This is a genomic window from Micromonospora sp. WMMD956, assembly GCF_029626125.1.
In the GTDB taxonomy this organism is placed as follows: domain Bacteria; phylum Actinomycetota; class Actinomycetes; order Mycobacteriales; family Micromonosporaceae; genus Micromonospora; species Micromonospora carbonacea.
In genome coordinates, this window is record NZ_JARUBI010000005.1 from 7,178,812 (window position 1) to 7,196,978 (window position 18,167).

The window sequence follows — 18,167 nt, forward strand, 5'->3', positions numbered from 1 at the left end:
GATGACTGTCTCCACCACCGTCCCCTACACCCTGACCAGGGTCGGCGTCGTGATGACGCCCGAGCCCGGCCAGCCGTTGGAGGCCGAGGGGGTGTTGAACCCGGCCAGCGGCCGCACCCCCGACGGGCGGCTGCACCTGCTGCCCCGCCTCGTGGCCGAGGGCAACGTGTCCCGGGTCGGCCTCGCCGAGGTCGAGCTGCGCGACGGCGTGCCGGCCGGGGTCCGCCGCGCGGGCGTCGTCCTGGCCCCCGACGAGGGCTGGGAGCGGGGCACGAACAACGCCGGGGTCGAGGACCCCCGCACGACCTGGGTGCCGGACCTCGGCAGGCACCTGATGACGTACGTCGCATACGGGCCGCTGGGCCCGCGCCTGGCCCTGGCGGTGTCGGAGGACCTGCGGCACTGGCGGCGGCTCGGGCCGGTGCAGTTCGGCTACCAGCCCGACCTGGACACCGACCTGAACATGTTCCCCAACAAGGACGCCGTGTTCTTCCCCGAGCCGGTGCCCGGCCCGGACGGGCGGGACTGCTTCGCGATGCTGCACCGGCCGATGTGGGACCTGGGCTGGTTCCGCCCCGGCGAGGGGGTGCACCTGCCGGCCGGCGTCACCGACGAGCGGCCCGGCATCTGGATCTCCTACGTGCCGGTCGACGAGGTGCGCGCCGACGTCGGGGCGCTCGTGCGGCTGCGCGGGCACCGCTGCGTGGCCCTGTCGGAGTTCGGCTACGAGGAGCTGAAGATCGGCGCGGGCCCGCCGCCGCTGCGGGTGCCCGAGGGCTGGCTGCTGATCCACCACGGGGTCACCGGCGAGATCCCCGAGGGCTTCGACCCCACCACCCAGCGCGTCGAGTACGCCGCCGGGGCGATGCTGCTCGACCCGGCCGACCCGTCGCGGGTGCTGGCCCGCACCGCCGAGCCGATCCTCGTGCCGGAGCTGGCCGAGGAGCGCAGCGGCACCGTGCCGAACGTGGTCTTCCCGACCGCCATCGAGGAGGTCGACGGCGTCCGCTACGTCTTCTACGGCATGGCCGACTCCCGCATCGGCGTGGCCCGGCTGGACCGGCTGCCGTGACGACACCCCTGCCCCGACCGCGCCGAGGAGCCACCGTGAAGCGCCGCACCCTGATGCTGGGCGGGCTCGCCCTGACCACCCCCCTGTTCGCCGGCTCCCCCGCCGGGGCCGCCCCCGCCGCCCCGGCCGCCGGGCCGACCACCGCCTCGGGCTCGGCCGGCGGGCCGCTGACGAACCTGGCGCACCTGGACTTCCTGCGCCAGGCCGTCGCCCCGCCCGCCCAGGACGGGCACACCACCTACCGGCTCGCCGAGTTCCCCGAGGTCGGCATGCTGTGGACGTACGCGGAGCCGGGGCCGGACGGGAACCTGCGCCGCGTCGGCGGCGGCGCGTACGACGCGGCCACCGACACCTGGGGGCAGGGCGCGTACAACGCCGACGACGTGTCCCGGGCCGCCGTGGTCTACCTGCGGCACTGGGCGCAGACCGGGGCGACCGGCAGCCGGGACGCCTCCCGGGAGCTGCTGCGTGGCCTGACCTACCTGCAGACGACGACCGGGCCGCACGCCGGCAACGTGGTGCTGTGGGCGCAGCCCGACGGCACGCTCAACCCGAGCGCCGAGCCGGTGGAGCTGCCGGACCCGTCCGACAGCGGCCCGTCGTACTGGCTGGCCCGCACCGTGTGGGCGCTCGGCGAGGGGTACGCGGCCTGGCGCGCCGCCGACGCCGGGTTCGCCGGTTTCCTGCGCGAGCGCCTCGACCTGGCCGTCGGGGCGCTGGAGCGGCAGGTCCTGTCCCGGTACGGCACGTTCCAGACCGTCGACGGCGAGCGCACCCCCGCGTGGCTGATCGCCGACGGGGCCGACGCCACCGCCGAGGCGGTCCTCGGGCTGGCCGCGTACGTGCGGGCCGGCGGCGGGTCGGCGGCCCGGCGGGCGCTGCGCCGCTTCGCCGCGGGCATCGCCGCCCTGGCCGGCGGCGACGCCCGGCACTGGCCGTTCGGGGCGGTGCGCCCGTGGGCGCTGTCGCGGTCTATGTGGCACGGCTGGGGCTCGCAGATGCCGGCGGCGCTGGCCGCCGCCGGCAGGGCGCTCGGCGACCGGCGGCTGCTCGACCCGGCGGTCGCCGACTCCGCCACGTTCACCCCGTGGCTGCTCACCTCCGGCGGCCCGGACAACGGGCGGATCCCCACGCCGGTGGACCGCAGCCAGATCGCCTACGGCGTGGACTCCCGCCTGCAGTCGCTGCTCGCCGTCGCCGACGCCACCGGGCGCGACGGCTTCGACCGGCTCGCCGGGGTGGTCGCCGCCTGGTACTTCGGCGCGAACGCGGCCGGCGTCCCGGCGTACGACCCGGCGACGGGGCGCACGATCGACGGCATCTCCGGCGACGGGGCGGTCAACCGCAACTCCGGGGCCGAGTCGACCATCCACGGCCTGCTCAGCATGCTCGCCCTGGACGCCCGGCCGCAGGTGGCGCAGGCGGCCCGGCAGAGCCGGATCGTCGAGCGGGTCGGCACCCGCGTGGTCGAGGCCGAGCAGGGCGCGCGCGACGGCGGGGCCGCCATGGTGACCCCGGCCTCGTCGTGGACCGGGGAGTCGTCGATCAGCGGCGGCAGCCTCGTGCGGATGCCCGCCGGGTCGACCGTGCGCTGGGAGCTGCCGCCGTCGGCCCAGCCGGAGCTGGTGCTGCCGGTGGTCGACCTGACCCCCGGCGCGTCGGCGGTCACCCGCTGGGCGGGCGTGTCCGGCGACGGCCGGGAGCTGCCGCTGGGCCAGGTGCGGCACGGGCAGGCCGGCGCGCAGGGCGCCTCCCCCGCGCCGGGGGTGCTGCTGCCGGTGACCCCGTCCGGGCCGGGCGAGCTGCCGGCGGGGGCGACGGCGCTGGTGGCCACGGCCGCCGGGGACGGCGCGGTGGTCGACGCGGTCATGCTGGAGCCGCTGCTGTCCCGGTTCGTCGTCGCCGGGGGCGGCCACGCCACGGCGGTGCTGCGCAGCGCCGCCCGCACGCCGCGCACGGCCACGGTCACCCTGCCCGGCGCGGGGCGGGCCGTCGTCGAGGCGTACGACTCGGCGGGGGCGCGCCGGTCGCGGACGGTGGTGTCCGGCGCGACCGTGCCGGCGACGGTGCTGCCCGGCGGCTTCACGGTCGTACGCCGCTGACCGTCGGAGCCGCTGACCCGTCGTGCGGCGCTGCTGATCGTGGCGCGGGGCCGGCCCGGACGTCGTCGGCCGGGCCGGCCCCCGCACGCGGGTCAGACCGCGACGACGCGGTTGTCCACGATGGAGTCGAACGTCGACTCGGGCGCGATGAGGCCCCACTTCACCATCCACCGGTAGGTGCGCGCGAACTCGGCCTCCGGGTAGGGCTCGGGGTCGACGTAGCGCAGCCGGCCGAGCCGGAAGTCCGCCGGCTCCAGCTTCACCAGGTCCTCGGGGACCTCGGCGACGAAGTGGTGCAGGTACGGCCGGATGTCCTCGTTGATCTTCTTGACGGCCCGGCGGACGGCCCGGTCGACGGCGGCGAAGGTCTCCGGGTCGACGTCGGCGCTGGCGATCTCCGAGCCGACGTAGAACGCCTCGGTGACCAGCACGTAGCCGAGCTTCTCGGCGGCGGTGGTCCACGGCTCCATCAGGGCCACGGCGTCGACCTCGCCGTCGCGCAGCTTGCGGAACCGCTCGGCCGGCCCGCCGGCGTGCACCACCTTGATCTCGTCGGACTCCAGGAACCCTTCGAGGGACTGGATGGCCAGGTAGTGCGAGCCGTGGTGGAAGTTGACGCCGACGGTCCTGCCGGCCAGGCCCTGCGGGTGCTTGATGTCGGAGTCGGGCCGCACGAAGATCGCCTGGCTGGCCACGGAGGCGCGCTTGGCGATGATCTGCCCGCCCCGGGTGCTGTCGTGGGAGCGGCGGATCTGCCCCCACTCGCAGGCCCGGTAGAGGGAGACATCGCCGCTCTCGAACGGCGTGGAGATGCCGCCGAACGAGCTGACCAGCTCGTGCTCCTCGATCGGCTTGAGCACCGCGTCGTACGAGCCGGGGGCGACCAACTCCAGGTCGATGCCCTCCTCGGCGAAGTAGCCGTGCTCCAGGCCGACGAGGTACGGCAGGGTGAAGATGGCGCCGCTGCGGACGCTCCTGACCTTCTTGAGTGTCACCGGGGTGGTCCCTTCTGCTTGGTTGTTGTGCGTTAGCTGGCGGTTGTCGCGGTCGGTGGTGCCGTCGGCGCGTCCTCGATCTCCACCACCTCCTCTCCGGCCGGCCGGTCGGGTGGCGGCCGGAACAGCCGCCACGTCGCGTACGCGCAGTACGCGGCGGTCACCGCCACCAGCGCGTACGCGACGCGCAGGGCGGTGGTGAAGTCGTCGCCGGCCTCGGCGGCGACCCGGGCGATGTCGTCGGTCGGCTGGCCGGTCAGGGCCAGCACCGAGACCACCACCGCGCCGAGGACGGCGACGCCGAGGTTGGTGCCGATCTGCCGGGAGGCGCTGGTGATGGCGCTGGCCACCCCGGCCCGCTCGCGGGGCAGGCTGTTCACGGCCGTGTTGGTGGCCGGCGGGTTGACCAGGCCCATGCCCGCCCCGAGCAGGAGGTAGCCGACGAGCAGCGGGGCCAGGCCCGCGTCGGCGGTGACGGTCAGGGCGAGCAGGGTCATCGACGCCACGAACGACAGGTGCCCGACGGTGGCGGGCAGCCGGCCGCCGTGCCGGCCGACGATCCGGCCGGAGACGTTGGCGAGCACGAGCGTGCCGAGGGTGGTGGGCAGGGTGAGCAGGCCGGTGGCCAGCGGGCTGAACCCGCGCACCTGTTGCAGGTAGAACGTGTTGACGAAGGTGAACCCGCCCAGCGCCAGGTAGGCCACGACCGCGGTGAGCACCGCGCCGCGCAGCGCCGGGATCGCCAGGTGGCGCGGGTCGAGCACGGGGTCGGGGCGGCGGCGGGCCGCCGGAACGTACCCGACGGCGGCGGCCACCGCCACGGCCACCGCGACCAGGACGGGCCCGCTCAGCCAGCCCCGGCTCGGGCCGTCGATCAGCGCGAACGTGAAGCCGACCAGCACCAGGGCGGCCAGGGTGTTGCCCAGCCCGTCGAGGCGGCGGGGCGGGCCGTCGACGACGCCCGGCGGCAGCAGCCGGGTGCCCGCGTAGAGCACCGCCGCGCCGGCCACGCTGACGGCGAAGAGGCTGCGCCAGCCGGCGGCCTGCACCAGCACCCCGCCGACCAGGGGCCCGCAGGCGGCGGAGACCCCGGCCGTCGCGCTCCAGGTGCCCAGCGCCCGGCCGCGCCGCAGCGCGTCGGGGAACAGGTTGGCGATGAGGGCGAGGGCGGGCGGGGCCATCAGCGCGCCCCCGACGCCCTGCACGCCCCGGGCGGCGATCAGGGCGGGCGCGTGCGGGGCCACCCCGCACAGCAGCGACCCCGCGACGAACACCAGCAGCCCGACCCGGAACATCCGCCGCCGCCCGTACCGGTCGGCGACCGCCCCGCACAGCAGGGTGAGGCTGGCCCGCACCAGCGCGTTGCTGGTCGCCACCCACTGGAGCTCGACCGTGCTCAGCCGCAGGTCGCGCTGCACCGACGGCAGGGCCAGGTTCAGCGCCGCGCCGTCGAGGACGCCGAGGAACAGCGTCCCGCAGCAGACCAGCAGGGCGGCGCGGCTGCGCCAGGTGAGGGTCATCGCCGGCTCAGAGCTTCTCGTACACCGGCTTGTCGGCCCGCTTCTTCAGCACGCCGACCTCGATGGCCAGGTCGATCTGCTTCTCCAGGTTGGCGAAGACGGTGTCGTCCCACCCGTCGGCGTAGACGGGGGCGAGCCGGCCGGGCAGCAGCTCGATGGCCTTCTTCTCCCCGGCGGGGACGCCGTAGTCGGCGTGGTACTTCCCGATCAGGGCCGGGTCCTGCTTGATCAGCCGCCACGCCTCCAGGGTGAAGTCGACGTACGCCTTCGCGGTCTCCCGGTTGGCGGCCAGCCAGTCGCGGCGCACGGCGGTGCCGTTGAGGAACAGCGGGCTGCTGTCGCCGGTGCCCTTCTGCCACAGCTCGCCGACGGAGGCGAGCTGCCGGTTGCCGGCGGCGACGAGGCGGGTGGCGTTGGGCTCGATGGCGATGATCGCGTCGAGGTCGCCGCGCTCGTAGAGCGCGAGGTTGGCGATGGGCTGCCCGGTGAACAGCTTGAACTCGCGGTCGAAGCGGATGCCGTTGACCGCCGAGGCGAGCGCCGCCGCCCGGTAGGTGTCGCTGCTGGGCGGCTGCACGCCGACCTTCCTGCCCTTGAGGTCGGCGATGCTCTGGTACGGGCTGTCGGCCGGGACGATCCAGCGGCCGTGGTTCCACAGCGACGGCCCGACGATGACCACGTCGTGGCCGCTGGTGTTCACCTCGGTCGCGCCCAGCGGGCCGAACGCGTAGATGTCGAGCACGCCGGTGAGCAGCTGCTCCTGCCCCGCGCCGGGGCCGCCGCCGGCCTTGCGGTCGAGGCGGAGCCCGTGCTTGGCCTCAAGGCCGAACTGCTCGGCGACCGAGTCGCGGATCGCCCCCGCCGTGCCGGGGCTGCGGGGCTGCACCTTGGCGCCGCGGGTGCCGCCGCCACCGGCGGCGGCCGGCTCGTCGACGCCGCAGGCGGTCAGCAGGGTGGCCGCGCCGGCGCCGCCGGCGAGGAGCCCGGCGGCGCGCAGCAGGGATCGTCGGGTGAGGGGTGTCGTGGACACGGGGATTCCTTCCAGGTGGATCAGGTGGGTGCCCGGCTCGGGCGAGGGCGGCTCGGGTGAGGGCGGTTCAGGTGAGGGCGGCGACGATGCGGCGGTGCACGTCGAACAGTTCGGGGTCCTCGGGGCTGCGGGGGCGCGGGCGGTCGATGCGGTACTCCCGCACCACCTCGGCGGGGCGTCCACCGAGGACCACCACCCGGTCGGCGAGGAAGGCCGCCTCCAGCGCGTTGTGGGTGACCAGCAGGCCGGTGCGCGGGGCGCGCAGCCAGAGCTGTTGCAGCAGCAGCCGCAGGCGGCGGGCGGTCAGCTCGTCCAGCGCGCTGAACGGCTCGTCGAGCAGCAGCACCTCCGGGCGTACGACGAACGCGCGGGCCACGGCGACGCGCTGGCGCTGCCCGCCGGAGAGCACCGACGGGTACGACCGGGCGTAGTCGGTCAGGCCGACGGCGGCGAGGATCGGGGCGACCTCGGCGGGGTCGACGCCGGCCGCGATCGCGGCGAGCCGCACGTTGGTCTCGACGGAGGTCCAGTCCAGCAGGCGGGGCTGCTGGAACACCATGCCGAGGCGGGGCCGCCCGCCGCCGGTGGAGACGGTGCCCGCGTCGGGGCGTTCCAGGCCGGCGATCAGGTGCATCAGGGTCGTCTTGCCGGTGCCGGAGCCGCCGACGACGGCGACCAGCTCGTCGGGCGCGAGGGTGAGGGAGAAGCCGCGGAAGATCTGTTGCCGTTCGCCGGTGCGCCGGTTGGTGAACGCCTTGTCGACGCCGTCGAGGCTGATCCGGACGCTCATCGCAGCGCCACCCGCCGCCAGCGCACCGCGCGGCGCTCCAGGGTCTGCAGCAGCCCGTACTCGATGACGGCCATGACCAGGGCGAAGGCGACGGTCCAGGCGAGCACGCCGGCCACGTTGTGCTGGGAGAACTCCAGGTTGAGCTGGTAGCCGACGCCGTCGGCGAGGCCGAAGATCTCGACCAGCACGATGACCTTCCAGGCCATCGCGATGCCGAGGCGCGCCCCGGTGAACAGGTCGGGGACGATGGCGGGCAGCCACACGTACCGCAGCCGGGTCAGCGCGTCGAGGCGGTAGACGTGGGCCATCTCGCCCAGCGCCGGGTCGACCGAGCGGACGCCCTGCGCGACGTTGATGGTCAGCGCGGGGGCCGCCGCGAGCGCCACGGTGAGGATCGGGTTGAGCAGGCTCACCCCGAACCAGATCACGCACAGCAGGGCCTTGACCAGGCCGGGGGTGGCCAGTCCGATGAGGACTGCGGGCTCCAGGAAACGGCGCAGCCACTCGCTGCGGCCCATCGCGATGCCGGCGGCGACGGAGACGACGAACGCCGCCGCGAAGCCCAGCGCGACCCGGGTGAGGGTGACGCGCACGTTGTCCCACAGCGCGCCGCTGGCGGCGATGTCGACCAGGTTGCGGGCGACGTCGCCGAGGCCGGGGATCAACGCGCTGCCGGAGGCGTCGGCCATGAGCTGCCAGCCGGCCGCGAGCAGGCCGACGAGCAGCAGCGCGGGCAGCGGCCGGGTGAGGCGTCCCACGACGTCGGTGGCGGGCGGGCGGCCCGGCGGGGCGGGCGACCGTCCGCCGCCGAGCGCGACCTCCTCGGCGGCGACGGGGTGCGCGACGGTCATCGAGATCCCATCTTTCGGTACGGGGGCCGCGTCGTCCCCGACTGCGGCAGGTCGTTGACCAGCACGTACGCGCCGGCCTTCGATTTCCTATCCTGCCGGTAGGTTTAGTAGGGTAGCAAGGCGCGTCCCACCCATCGAGATGACGGATGTCGGGTAGCCGACAGTTGACGCGGCGTGACCGCCTGTCGACCGGACGCCCCGGCGGCGACGGTTCGCCCGGGCGCGGACCTGCGCCCCCTCGCCCGTCCGTAGGGGATCCCCCGAGAAGGGTCCGGGGTGGCCGGCCCGCCGGTCCCGGGTTTTCTCCCCTGGCCGGCCGGGCGGCCCACTGCGAGCGTGGGCCCATGGCTTCGCTCTCCGTACGGCGCTGGCGTCAGCTCGCGCTGTGGCTGCACGTGACGACCTCGGTGGGCTGGATGGCGCAGGCCCTCGCGCTCTGCGTGCTGCTCACCACCAGCCTCACCACACCCGACCGGGAGGTGGCCGTCGCCGCCACCTCCATGGCGCAGGTGCTCGACAGACGCCTGCTCGCGCCACTGGCCAACGCCTCGGCGTTCACCGGGTTCATGCTCGCCGCCGCGACCCCGTGGGGCTTCTTCCGCTACCGCTGGGTGCTGGTCAAGTTCGTGATCACCCTGGTCCAGCTCCACCTCGGCATCTTCGTCCTCAGCGCGGCGCTGGCCGACTCCGCCGCGGCGGCCGCCACGGGCGGGCGGGGCCCCGCCGTGCCGCTGGCCGTCGGGTCGGCGCTGATGGCCGGGGCCATCGCCTTCCAGGCCTGGGTGTCCGTGGCCAAGCCCTGGTCGACGACCCGCTGGATGCCGGCGGACCGGCGGCAGGCCGCCGGGACCGCGCCGCGCTGGGTCTTCGTGGCCACCGTCGTCGGTGTGGCCGCCGACCTCGCCGTCGCCGCGCTGCTCGGCCACCCGGCACCGCTGATCTCGCTGGTCATCCTCGGCACGTGGCTGGTGCTGCGGAGACGGCAGGCCGGGGCCGACCGCCCCGGCGGGACCACCCAGCCGGACGCCACGCCGGCACCGACGCGGGCTGGCGCGGGCCGGAGATAGGAGATCCTGGAAGCAACGGGCCCCTCCGGGGTCGCAATCCTCCAAGGTTCACCCCGGTTCCCGCTTCGACACGGCTTCAGACCCGCGCATTCGATGCGGACCGCCTCGGTTGCGTCGGGGCGGTTGGTCGGTGGACCGTCAGCCCCACCCGCAGGACGAAGATCTCCCGTCGGGCCACCGCCTCGCCGTTGGCGTCGAGCTGGTAGCCGTCGAGCCAGATCCAGTGGTCGTAGGTCACCAGGTCGTGCCGGGCCTTGATCAGGCGGAACATCATCGGATTCGTGAACTGGACGCTGCACGCGGCAGTGATGTGGAGGACGTCGCCGGCTCTCAGCTCGATCATCGGCGAGGGCCATAGCGTCGCCACGCCCTGATCCGGGTCCGGGCCAACTCCAGGACGGGGCATCCGCCGGTCGGGCGGCAGGCGGAACACCGCCGATGCTTGTGCCAGTCGAGGGCACGCCACGCGTCCACGATCAGCGGGGGCAGCCGACGCACGGTCATCACCGAACCCCTAGCCACGGCCTGCCAGAGATCGGGAGCCGGCAAACGGGACGAGGCCAGGGCGAGCCATACCCCGCGCAGGTCGGGACAGGCGAAGCGGGTCCGCGAGCGGTCATCAATCCATGGCATCACAGGAGTTGCACGAAGGCAACCCCCAAGGGAGTTGCCTCACCCAGTTCCATCTGATGCACTACCCTGGGGCCATACCGTCAGGTCGTGGAGCTGCTCGGGTTGGATGAGATCCGCGACTTGCTTGGCGGGATCAGCAAGCAGCGCGCCACGATCATCGTTGGCCGCAAGGGGTTCCCCGACCCCCTCGTCACCTTGAAGATGGGCCGCGTCTGGGATGGCGCAGCCGTCCGGGCGTGGATTGCGCAGAACCGCCCCAGCCCAGCCGACGAGGACTGACCGGCACCATCGGCAGCCGCGCCCCGCCCCACCTCGGAGGCGGGGCGCGTCGTACGTGACCTACCGTCGAGTCAACCGGCGCGGCCCACACCACGAAGAAGACATGCAGAAGGTGGTGCCTACACCGTCGTCAGCAGCATGAGCCCCATCACGACGCCCATCGTGGCGTGGCAGAGGCCCTCGGCGCGCGCCCCGGCCGCCACCGGCCGGCCGGCGGGCACGTGGTCCCGCCAGGCCGGGGTCAGGCGTACGCCCCGGGCCGCCCACCAGCCCGCGGCGAGCAGCAGGTAACCGCCCAAGGCCACGCTGACCAGCGGCGGCCACCAGCCCACCGGCGTGGCCGCGCCGTGCTGGCCGTGCGGCCCGGCGTGGCCGCCCGGCAGGCCGGTCATCCACACCATCGCCGCCGACGCGAGGGTGAAGTATCCGGTGACCGCCCGCGAGCCGAGTGCCGCCGGGCGGCGGGCGGTCAGCGCCGCGAACCAGACCCCGGCCGGCACGAACAGGACGAGCCACACCGCCTGCGGCACCCCGAGCGCCCACACCATCGCGGTCATCGCCACGCCCATGAGCAGGTGCACGCCCTCGGCGATCCGGCACCGGACGGCCCGGCCCGACCCCGCCCGCGCCGACGCCGGGCCCAGGAACCGGATCCCGTGGTAGGACGTCACGGCCATCAGGGCCAGCGTCATCGGCCATTGCAGCGCCGGGAACACCATGGGCTCGCTCCCCTCGTCCGACCGGTCCCGGTCCCCGTGGGCAGGCGGTCAGGGCCGACGGTAGTCGGCGCAGCGGCCGGCGTCTGTGCGCGAAGTTGCCCTGTCCGTCGGCACCTTGCCGGGCCGGTTCGGGCGCGGCGTCGGCACCGCGGCGCGGCGCGGGCGAGCCGGTGCGGCCGAGCGGCGCGGGCGCGGCGTCGACCGCGCCCGGCCGATCCGCGCGAACGGCCGCCGCCGGCCGGGATCGGCCGTACTCTGGCCGGTGCCGGCCGGCGGCACCCCTGCTCCGACCCGCGACGCGGCACGGCACGGCACGACGCTGCGGTGACGGGGGACGTGAGGTCGACCATGGAGCTGAGGACCAGGCAGGCCGGGCGGCAGCAGGACGCCGTCGCAGCGCGGGTGGCCGGCAGGACCCCGGCGCGCGGGGAGCGGATCGAGATCCTGCGCCGCCCCGGCGGGCTGGCCCGCGCCGACGAGCCGGAGCGGGTGGCGACCCGCATCGACCGGCTGAGCCGCTACTACTCGGACGTCTGCCCGATCAACCCGGCAGCGATCAGGGCTGGCGAGCCCGCCGCGGTGACGGCGGCGGGCGTCACCCTCGAACGCATCATCCAGACCAACGACCTGCTCGGCGTGGCCTACCTCGAGGGCGGGGTGGTCGCCGCCCGGGCGGTGGGCCGCGTCAACATCCGGGACGGGCGGGGCCGGCTCACGGGCTACGGCACCGGCTCGATGGTGACCACCGAGCTGTTGCTGACCAATCACCACGTCCTGCCAGACGAGGACGTCGCCGCGCAGAGCGGCGTCGAGTTCGACTACCAGGACGGCCCCGACGGCACCCCGCTGCCGCTGCGGGCGTTCGTCCTGGACCCGGGGCGGTTCTTCCTCGCCGACGCCGAGCTGGACTTCGCGCTGGTGGCGGTCAAGGGGGCACCGGCCGAGCTGGGCCCGTTCGGCTTCAACCGGCTGATCGAGTCCGAGGGCAAGGCCATCGTCGGCGACTTCGTGAGCATCGTGCAGCACCCGTGCGGGGGCAAGAAGCAGGTGGCGCTGCGCGAGAACCGGGTCGTCGACGTGGTCGACAGCTTCCTGCACTACGAGACCGACACCCAGCCCGGCTCGTCGGGCTCGCCCGTGTTCAACGACCAGTGGGAGGTCGTCGCGCTGCACCACGCCAGCACCCCCGCGCCGGGGCACGACGAGCTCGGCGGCATCGTCAACGAGGGGCTGCGCGTCAGCCGGCTGCTGGCCTTCCTGCGGCGGCAGTCCCTGCCCCCGGCGCGGCAGCTCCTGCTGGACGGGCTCTTCGCCACCGGCAGCACCCTGCCCTCGACCGGCCCGGCGGAGCAGCTTCCCGGCCCGGCCGGTCTCGCCCGGCCCGGCCCGGTCGCGCCGTTCGACGGCCACGCGCCCCGCCGCCCGGTCGCGCCCTTCGACGGCCACGCAGCCCGCCGCCCGGTCGGCCCCGCGGCGGGCGGGCCGACCGGCCTGGTGGCGGGCCCGCCCGCCGGGCGCGAGGCCGCCGGCGTCGACCCCGGCTACACGGACCGGGCGGGCTACGACCCGCTCTTCCTCGGCGGGGGCCATCCGGTGCCGCTGCCGGCCCTGGCCGCCGGCCAGGTGCCGCTGGCGGCGGTCAACCGGCAGGCCACCGCCGGGCCCCGGTACGTGCTGCCGTACCACCACTTCAGCGTCGTGCTGCACCGGCTGCGCCGGCTGGCGTTCTTCACCGCCGTCAACATCGACGGCAACTGCAGCGTCCGCCTCAGGCGGGAGCCCGACCGGTGGACGCTCGACCCACGGGTGGCCGCCGACGAGCAGACCGGGGAGGAGGTGTACGCCGCCAACCCGCTCGACCGCGGCCACCTCGTCCGCCGGCTCGACCCCGCCTGGGGCGCGTCGCGCGCCGTCGCCAAGGCCGCCAACGACGACACGTTCCACTTCACCAACTGCTCGCCGCAGCACGAGGACTTCAACCAGAACAAGACGACCTGGGCCGGGCTGGAGGACTACCTGCTGGAGAACGCGGACAACCTCGACCTGAGGGTCAGCGTCTTCACCGGCCCCGTCCTGGCCGACGACGACGACCCGTACCGGGGCGTGCAGCTGCCCCGGCAGTTCTGGAAGGTCGCCGCGATGGTCCGGGCGGACGGCGTCCTCTCCGCCACCGCGTACCTGCTCAGCCAGGCGGACCTGATCGCGGGCCTGGAGCTGGTGCCGGCGGCGTTCTCGTACGGCGCGTACCGGACGTACCAGGTGCCGGTGACCCGCGTCGAGGCCCTCACCCAGCTGTCGTTCGGGGCCCTGCGCGACGCCGACCCCCTCGCCCGGTTGGAGGGGACCGGCGTCCGGGAGATCGACGACCTGCGCCAGATCGTGCTCTGAGCCGCGCGGCCACCGGCGCGGGCCCCGGGACGGCGCGCGGATGTGTACGGTCGGGCGGTGACCGCGTCCCGGAGCATCGCAGACCCGATCAGCGCCGACCTGCCGCACCTCGACCCGGCCCGGCCGACCGCGCAGCGGGTGGCCCACCTGCTCGGGCGGATGAGCCTGGCGGAGAAGGTCGGCCAGATGATGCAGCTCGACTCCCACGGCGACCTGGCCGACCACATCCTCGGCAAGCACGTCGGGTCCATCCTGCACACCTCCCCCGCGCGGGTGGTCGAGGCGCACGAGCTGACCGCCCGCACCCGGCTGCGCATCCCGCTGCTGGTCGGCGAGGACTGCATCCACGGGCACTCGTTCTTCCCCGGCGCGACGATCTTCCCGACCCAGCTCGGCATGGCCGCCAGCTGGTCGCCGGAGCTCGTCGAGCGGGTCGCCCGCGCCACCGCCGTCGAGGTCGCCCCGACCGGCGTGCACTGGACCTTCTCCCCCGTGCTGTGCATCGCGCGGGACCTGCGCTGGGGCCGGGTCGACGAGACGTTCGGCGAGGACCCGTTCCTGATCGGCGAGCTGGCCGCCGCGATGGTGCGCGGCTACCAGGGCGCGGACCTGGCCGACCCGACCGCCGTGCTGGCCACCGCCAAGCACTTCGCCGGCTACTCGGAGACCCAGGGCGGCCGGGACGCCACCGAGGCGGACCTGTCGCGGCGCAAGCTGCGCGCGTGGTTCCTGCCGCCGTTCGAGCGGGTGGCGCGCGAGGGGTGCCGCACCTTCATGCTCGGCTACCAGAGCACCGACGGCGTGCCGATCACCGTCAACGACTGGCTCCTGACCGACGTGCTGCGCGGCGAGTGGGGCTGGCCGGGCATGCTGGTCACCGACTGGGACAACGTGGGCCGGATGGTCTGGGAGCAGCGGGTGCAGCCCGACCACGCGCACGCCGCCGCGGCGGCCGTGCGGGCCGGCAACAACATGATCATGACGACCCCGCAGTTCTTCCAGGGCGCCCAGGAGGCGGTCGCGCGGGGCCTGCTGGTCGAGTCGGACCTCGACGACGCCGTCTCCCGCATCCTGGCCCTGAAGTTCGAGCTGGGCCTGTTCGAGGACCCCCGCCGGCCGGACGTCGCCCGGCAGCGGGCGGTGATCGGCAGCGCGCCGCACGCCGCGCTCAACCTGGAGGTCGCCCGCCGGTCGCTGGTGCTGCTGCGCAACGACGGGGTGCTCCCGCTCGCGGGCGGGTTCGCGGCCGACGCCGCCGGGCGGGCCCGGGGCGACGGCGGCCCGCCGCGCACGGTCGCGGTCGTCGGCCCGCTCGCCGACGACGCGCAGACCCAGCTCGGCGACTGGGCCGGCTCCTCCGGGCAGGCCGACTGGATGCGCGACGGCCAGCCCCGCGACATGATCACCACGATCCTCGACGGGCTGCGCGACCACGTGCCCGCCGGCTGGGCGGTCACCCACGCGCGCGGCGCCGACATCCTCACCATGGCCCCCGACCCCGAGGGGACGCTGTTCCCCGACGGCCAGCCCCGCCCGCAGGTCGTCCTGCCCTGCCCGCCGGACGCGGCGCTGATCGCCGAGGCGGTCGCCGCCGCCGAGCGGGCCGACTACGTCGTCGCGGTCGTCGGCGACCGCATCGAGCTGGTCGGCGAGGGGTGCAGCACCGCGACGCTCAACCTGGTCGGCGGGCAGATCGCCCTGCTGGACGCCCTCGCCGCGACCGGCACGCCGATGGTCGTCGTGCTGCTCGCGTCCAAGCCGCTGGTGCTGCCCGACTCGGCGCTCGACGCCGCCGCCCTGCTCTGGGTGGCCAACCCGGGCATGCGGGGCGGCCGGGCGGTCGCCGAGCTGCTGCTCGGCCTCGTCGAGCCCGCCGGGCGGCTGCCCATCTCGTTCGCCCGGCACGTCGGGCAGCAGCCCACCTACTACAACCAGATCCGTGGCCAGCACGGCTCCCGGTACGCCGACCTGACCCAGCGCCCCGCCTTCGCCTTCGGCGACGGCCTGTCCTACACGACCGTCGAGTACGCCGACCTGCGGGTCGCCCCGGGCGAGCTCGCGCCGACGGACACCGTCCGCGCCGAGGTCACCGTCCGCAACACCGGGACCCGGCCGGTCCTGGAGACCGTCCAGGCGTACGTCAGCGACGACGTCACCTCCGTGAGCTGGGCGGAGCGGGAGCTCAAGGCGTTCCGCCAGGTGGCGCTGGAGCCGGGGCAGGCCGCCACGGTGCGGATCGACGTCCCCGTCGCCGACTGCGCCATCGTCGACGGCCGGGGCGTGCGGGTGGTCGAGCCCGGCGACTTCACGCTGCTCGTCGGCCCGTCGTCGCGGGAGGAGACGCTGCTGCGGGCCCCGTTCACCGTCCGGGCGGCGGGCTGACCGCCGGGGCGGCCTAGCCGGCGTGCCGCTCGGCGCGGCGCAGCACCTCCGTGGCGGCGCGGACCACCGCCCGGTCCAGCAGCCTGCCGTTGGCGTCGGTCGCCACGCCGGAGCCGTCGCGGGCGGCCCGGTCCAGCGCGTCGACCACCTCCCGGGCGGCGGCCACCTCCGCCGGGCCGGGCGTGAAGACGGCGTTGATGGCGGCGAGCTGGCCGGGGTGGATGGCGCTGCGCGCCCGGAACCCCTGGCGCAGCAGCGTCCGCGTGCCCGCCGCCAGCCGGTCCGGGTCGCGCAGGGTCGTCTCGACGGGGCCGACCGGCGCGACGATCCGCGCCCCGGCGGAGGCGACCACGACCTGCGAGCGGATCGGGGCGAGCTCGGCCCGGTCCGGCCCCGGTTGCAGGCCCAGCTCCCCCGCCAGGTCCGCCTCGCCGAGCCCGAGTCGCAGCACCCTCGGCGCGGCGGCGACCTGCGGGCAGGTGAGGATCCCCCGGGCGGTCTCGATCAGGGCGACGACGGCGAAGGTGGCCCCGGGCAGCCCGAGCCGGCGTTCCACCCCGGCCAGCGCCCGGTCGACCTCGGCCAGCAGTTCCGGTTCCGCCTTCGGCACCCACACCCCGGCCGCCGCCGCGGAGAGCACCGCGACGTCCGCGTCGACCTGGTCGCTGTTGATCCGTACCCAGGTCTCGGTGGTGGCCGGGGCGGCCAGCACGGCGGCGACCGCCCGGCGGGCCTCGTCCTTGCGCGCCGGGGTGACGGCGTCCTCCAGGTCGAGCACGAGCGCGTCGGCGCCCCGGCCGGGGGCCTTGCGCAGCAGTTCCTCCCGGTCCCCGGGGACGTAGAGGTAGCTGCGGGCGACGGGTGGCACGGCGCTACCGCCCGGCCCGGGGCACGTAGCGGCCCTGCGGGCTGCCGGTGACCTTGCCGTCGACGAGGACGTGCTCGCCCCGGACGAAGGTGTCGGTGACCCGGGCGGTCAGCTCGAAGCCCTCGAACGGCGTGTACTCCTGGGTGGACTCGGAGTCCGCGGCCCGGACCGTCCAGGTGTGGTCGTCGTCGACCAGGCAGAGGTCGGCGTCGTAGCCCTCGGCGACGGCGCCCTTGCCGGCCAGGCCGAAGCGGCGGGCCGGGTTCCACGAGGTCAGCTCCGCGACCCGGGACAGCGGCAGGCCCCGGCGGCGGCCCTCGGTGAGCAGGCCGGGCAGCAGATACTCGGCCCCGCCGAAGCCGGACTTGGCGACGAAGACGTCGTCGCGGGGCTCGCCGAACTTGACCTCGTCCTTGCAGCAGGCGTGGTCGCTGACCACCCAGTCGACGTGCCCGTCGAGCAGGTGCCCCCAGAGCGCCTCGACGTCGGCGCGGGGACGCAGGGGCGGGTTGACCTTGCCGCCGAGGCCGTGCGCGGTGGTGATGTCGGCCAGCAGGTGCCCGATGGTCACCTCGCGGCGGAAGTCGATGTGCGGGAACGCCTCGGCCATCCGCAGGGCCGCGTCGAGCGCCTTGGCCGAGGACAGGTGCAGCAGGTTGATGGTGGGCAGGCCCGTCTCGTGGGCCAGGTACGAGGCGATGGAGACGGCGAGCCCCTCGGAGTGCGGCGGCCGGGAGGCGTGGTACGCCTCCAGCCCGCGCAGCCGGCCCTCCTGCTCCACCTGCCGGGTGTAGGCGCTCATGATCTCGGCGGTCTCGCAGTGCAGCGACAGGGAGATCTGGTCGGCCAGCTCGGGGAAGCGTTCCCGGGCCGCCTGCACGCCGCGCATCACGAACTCGAAGTGGGCGTAGTCGTAGCGTTCGCCCTCGGGGATCATCAGGAACGAGTTCTGGTCGGCCGAGCGGCCGTGCAGGCCGTGCCCGCCGTAGAACATGAAGATCTTGAAGGAGGTCACCCCGAACCGGTCGACCAGGTCGGGCAGCTCGTCGATGTGCTCGCGCATCATCGGGGCCAGGTGGAAGCCGTAGTCGATGTGGGAGCGGCCGGCGCTGGCGGCGAGCACGTCGGGGAAGAAGTCCTCGTACCGGCCGCCCCGGTTGAGGTAGTACTGCCCGGTGCGCATGTAGGTCAGGGCGGTGGTGACGCCGCCCTGGGCGCTGGCGCGGCTCTCCGAGGCGGTGTCCTCGGCGAGCGGGTTGTAGATGCCCCAGTGCTGGTGGGCGTCGACGACGCCGGGGAAGGCCAGCTTCCCCTGCCCGTCGTGCACGGTCGCGGCGTCGGCCGGGTCGAGGCCCGGCGCGACCCGGGCGACCCTGCCGGCGGTGACGCCGATGTCCACCGTCTCGGTGTCGGACCGGTCGTGCCGGACCAGGCGCACGTTGCGCAGCAGCAGGTCGAAGGTCGTCATGCG

The 18,167-nt window shown here is 75.0% G+C and carries 15 protein-coding genes; 6 read left to right on the forward strand and 9 right to left on the reverse strand.

Annotation, left to right across the window (positions count from 1 at the left end):
* Position 1 precedes the first annotated feature (1 nt).
* Together O7628_RS31095 and O7628_RS31100 are read left to right on the forward strand one after the other, a co-directional pair.
* Complete coding sequence (locus O7628_RS31095) at positions 2-1,072, forward strand: hypothetical protein (RefSeq protein ID WP_278135905.1); 1,071 nt, start codon at positions 2-4, stop codon at positions 1,070-1,072.
* 35 nt (positions 1,073-1,107) lie between these two features.
* Entirely contained in the window at positions 1,108-3,174 is a 2,067-nt protein-coding gene (locus O7628_RS31100; protein ID WP_278135906.1) for a hypothetical protein, read from the forward strand.
* Between the two features lie 92 nt (positions 3,175-3,266).
* Here O7628_RS31100 and O7628_RS31105 read toward each other — a convergent pair whose 3' ends face one another.
* The 5 genes from O7628_RS31105 to O7628_RS31125 form a co-directional block, all read right to left on the reverse strand.
* Positions 3,267-4,169 (reverse strand): ABC transporter substrate-binding protein, encoded by a 903-nt coding sequence (locus O7628_RS31105; protein WP_278135907.1) that lies wholly within the window; start codon positions 4,167-4,169, stop codon positions 3,267-3,269.
* Positions 4,170-4,201: 32 nt separating this feature from the next.
* Complete coding sequence (locus tag O7628_RS31110) at positions 4,202-5,689, reverse strand: MFS transporter (protein ID WP_278135908.1); 1,488 nt, start codon at positions 5,687-5,689, stop codon at positions 4,202-4,204.
* Between the two features lie 7 nt (positions 5,690-5,696).
* Complete coding sequence (locus O7628_RS31115; RefSeq protein WP_278135909.1) at positions 5,697-6,719, reverse strand: ABC transporter substrate-binding protein; 1,023 nt, start codon at positions 6,717-6,719, stop codon at positions 5,697-5,699.
* Between the two features lie 67 nt (positions 6,720-6,786).
* Complete coding sequence (locus O7628_RS31120; RefSeq protein ID WP_278135910.1) at positions 6,787-7,509, reverse strand: ABC transporter ATP-binding protein; 723 nt, start codon at positions 7,507-7,509, stop codon at positions 6,787-6,789.
* Entirely contained in the window at positions 7,506-8,360 is an 855-nt protein-coding gene (locus tag O7628_RS31125; protein ID WP_278135911.1) for an ABC transporter permease subunit, read from the reverse strand. Before O7628_RS31125 ends, O7628_RS31120 begins: the two co-directional genes overlap by 4 nt.
* A gap of 344 nt (positions 8,361-8,704) precedes the next feature.
* Here O7628_RS31125 and O7628_RS31130 point away from each other — a divergent pair, with 344 nt between their 5' ends.
* Positions 8,705-9,427, forward strand: coding sequence for a hypothetical protein (locus tag O7628_RS31130; RefSeq protein ID WP_278135912.1), 723 nt, complete (start codon positions 8,705-8,707; stop codon positions 9,425-9,427).
* 76 nt (positions 9,428-9,503) lie between these two features.
* Here the strand turns inward: O7628_RS31130 and O7628_RS31135 are convergent, their stop codons facing one another.
* Positions 9,504-9,770, reverse strand: coding sequence for a hypothetical protein (locus tag O7628_RS31135; protein WP_278135913.1), 267 nt, complete (start codon positions 9,768-9,770; stop codon positions 9,504-9,506).
* Positions 9,771-10,147: 377 nt separating this feature from the next.
* On the opposite strand from O7628_RS31135, the gene O7628_RS31140 reads away from it, so the two are divergent.
* Positions 10,148-10,339 carry a hypothetical protein gene (locus O7628_RS31140; protein WP_278135914.1) on the forward strand — a complete coding sequence of 64 codons (192 nt, stop codon included), beginning with the start codon at positions 10,148-10,150 and terminating at the stop codon, positions 10,337-10,339.
* Positions 10,340-10,458: 119 nt separating this feature from the next.
* Here O7628_RS31140 and O7628_RS31145 read toward each other — a convergent pair whose 3' ends face one another.
* On the reverse strand, positions 10,459-11,058 hold the full coding sequence (locus O7628_RS31145) for a DUF5134 domain-containing protein (protein WP_278135915.1): 600 nt from the start codon (positions 11,056-11,058) through the stop codon (positions 10,459-10,461).
* A 348-nt stretch (positions 11,059-11,406) separates the two neighbouring features.
* Between O7628_RS31145 and O7628_RS31150 the strand changes: the two genes are divergently transcribed.
* The gene (locus O7628_RS31150; protein WP_278135916.1) at positions 11,407-13,446 is read left to right on the forward strand and encodes a DNA/RNA non-specific endonuclease; all 2,040 of its coding nucleotides are present in this window, start codon (positions 11,407-11,409) and stop codon (positions 13,444-13,446) included.
* Between the two features lie 57 nt (positions 13,447-13,503).
* Positions 13,504-15,828 (forward strand): glycoside hydrolase family 3 N-terminal domain-containing protein, encoded by a 2,325-nt coding sequence (locus O7628_RS31155; RefSeq protein WP_278135917.1) that lies wholly within the window; start codon positions 13,504-13,506, stop codon positions 15,826-15,828.
* 13 nt (positions 15,829-15,841) lie between these two features.
* Here O7628_RS31155 and O7628_RS31160 read toward each other — a convergent pair whose 3' ends face one another.
* Together O7628_RS31160 and O7628_RS31165 are read right to left on the reverse strand one after the other, a co-directional pair.
* On the reverse strand, positions 15,842-16,696 hold the full coding sequence (locus tag O7628_RS31160) for a CoA ester lyase (protein ID WP_278135918.1): 855 nt from the start codon (positions 16,694-16,696) through the stop codon (positions 15,842-15,844).
* A gap of 4 nt (positions 16,697-16,700) precedes the next feature.
* Positions 16,701-18,164, reverse strand: coding sequence for a dihydroorotase family protein (locus O7628_RS31165; RefSeq protein WP_278135919.1), 1,464 nt, complete (start codon positions 18,162-18,164; stop codon positions 16,701-16,703).
* Positions 18,165-18,167: the final 3 nt, after the last annotated feature.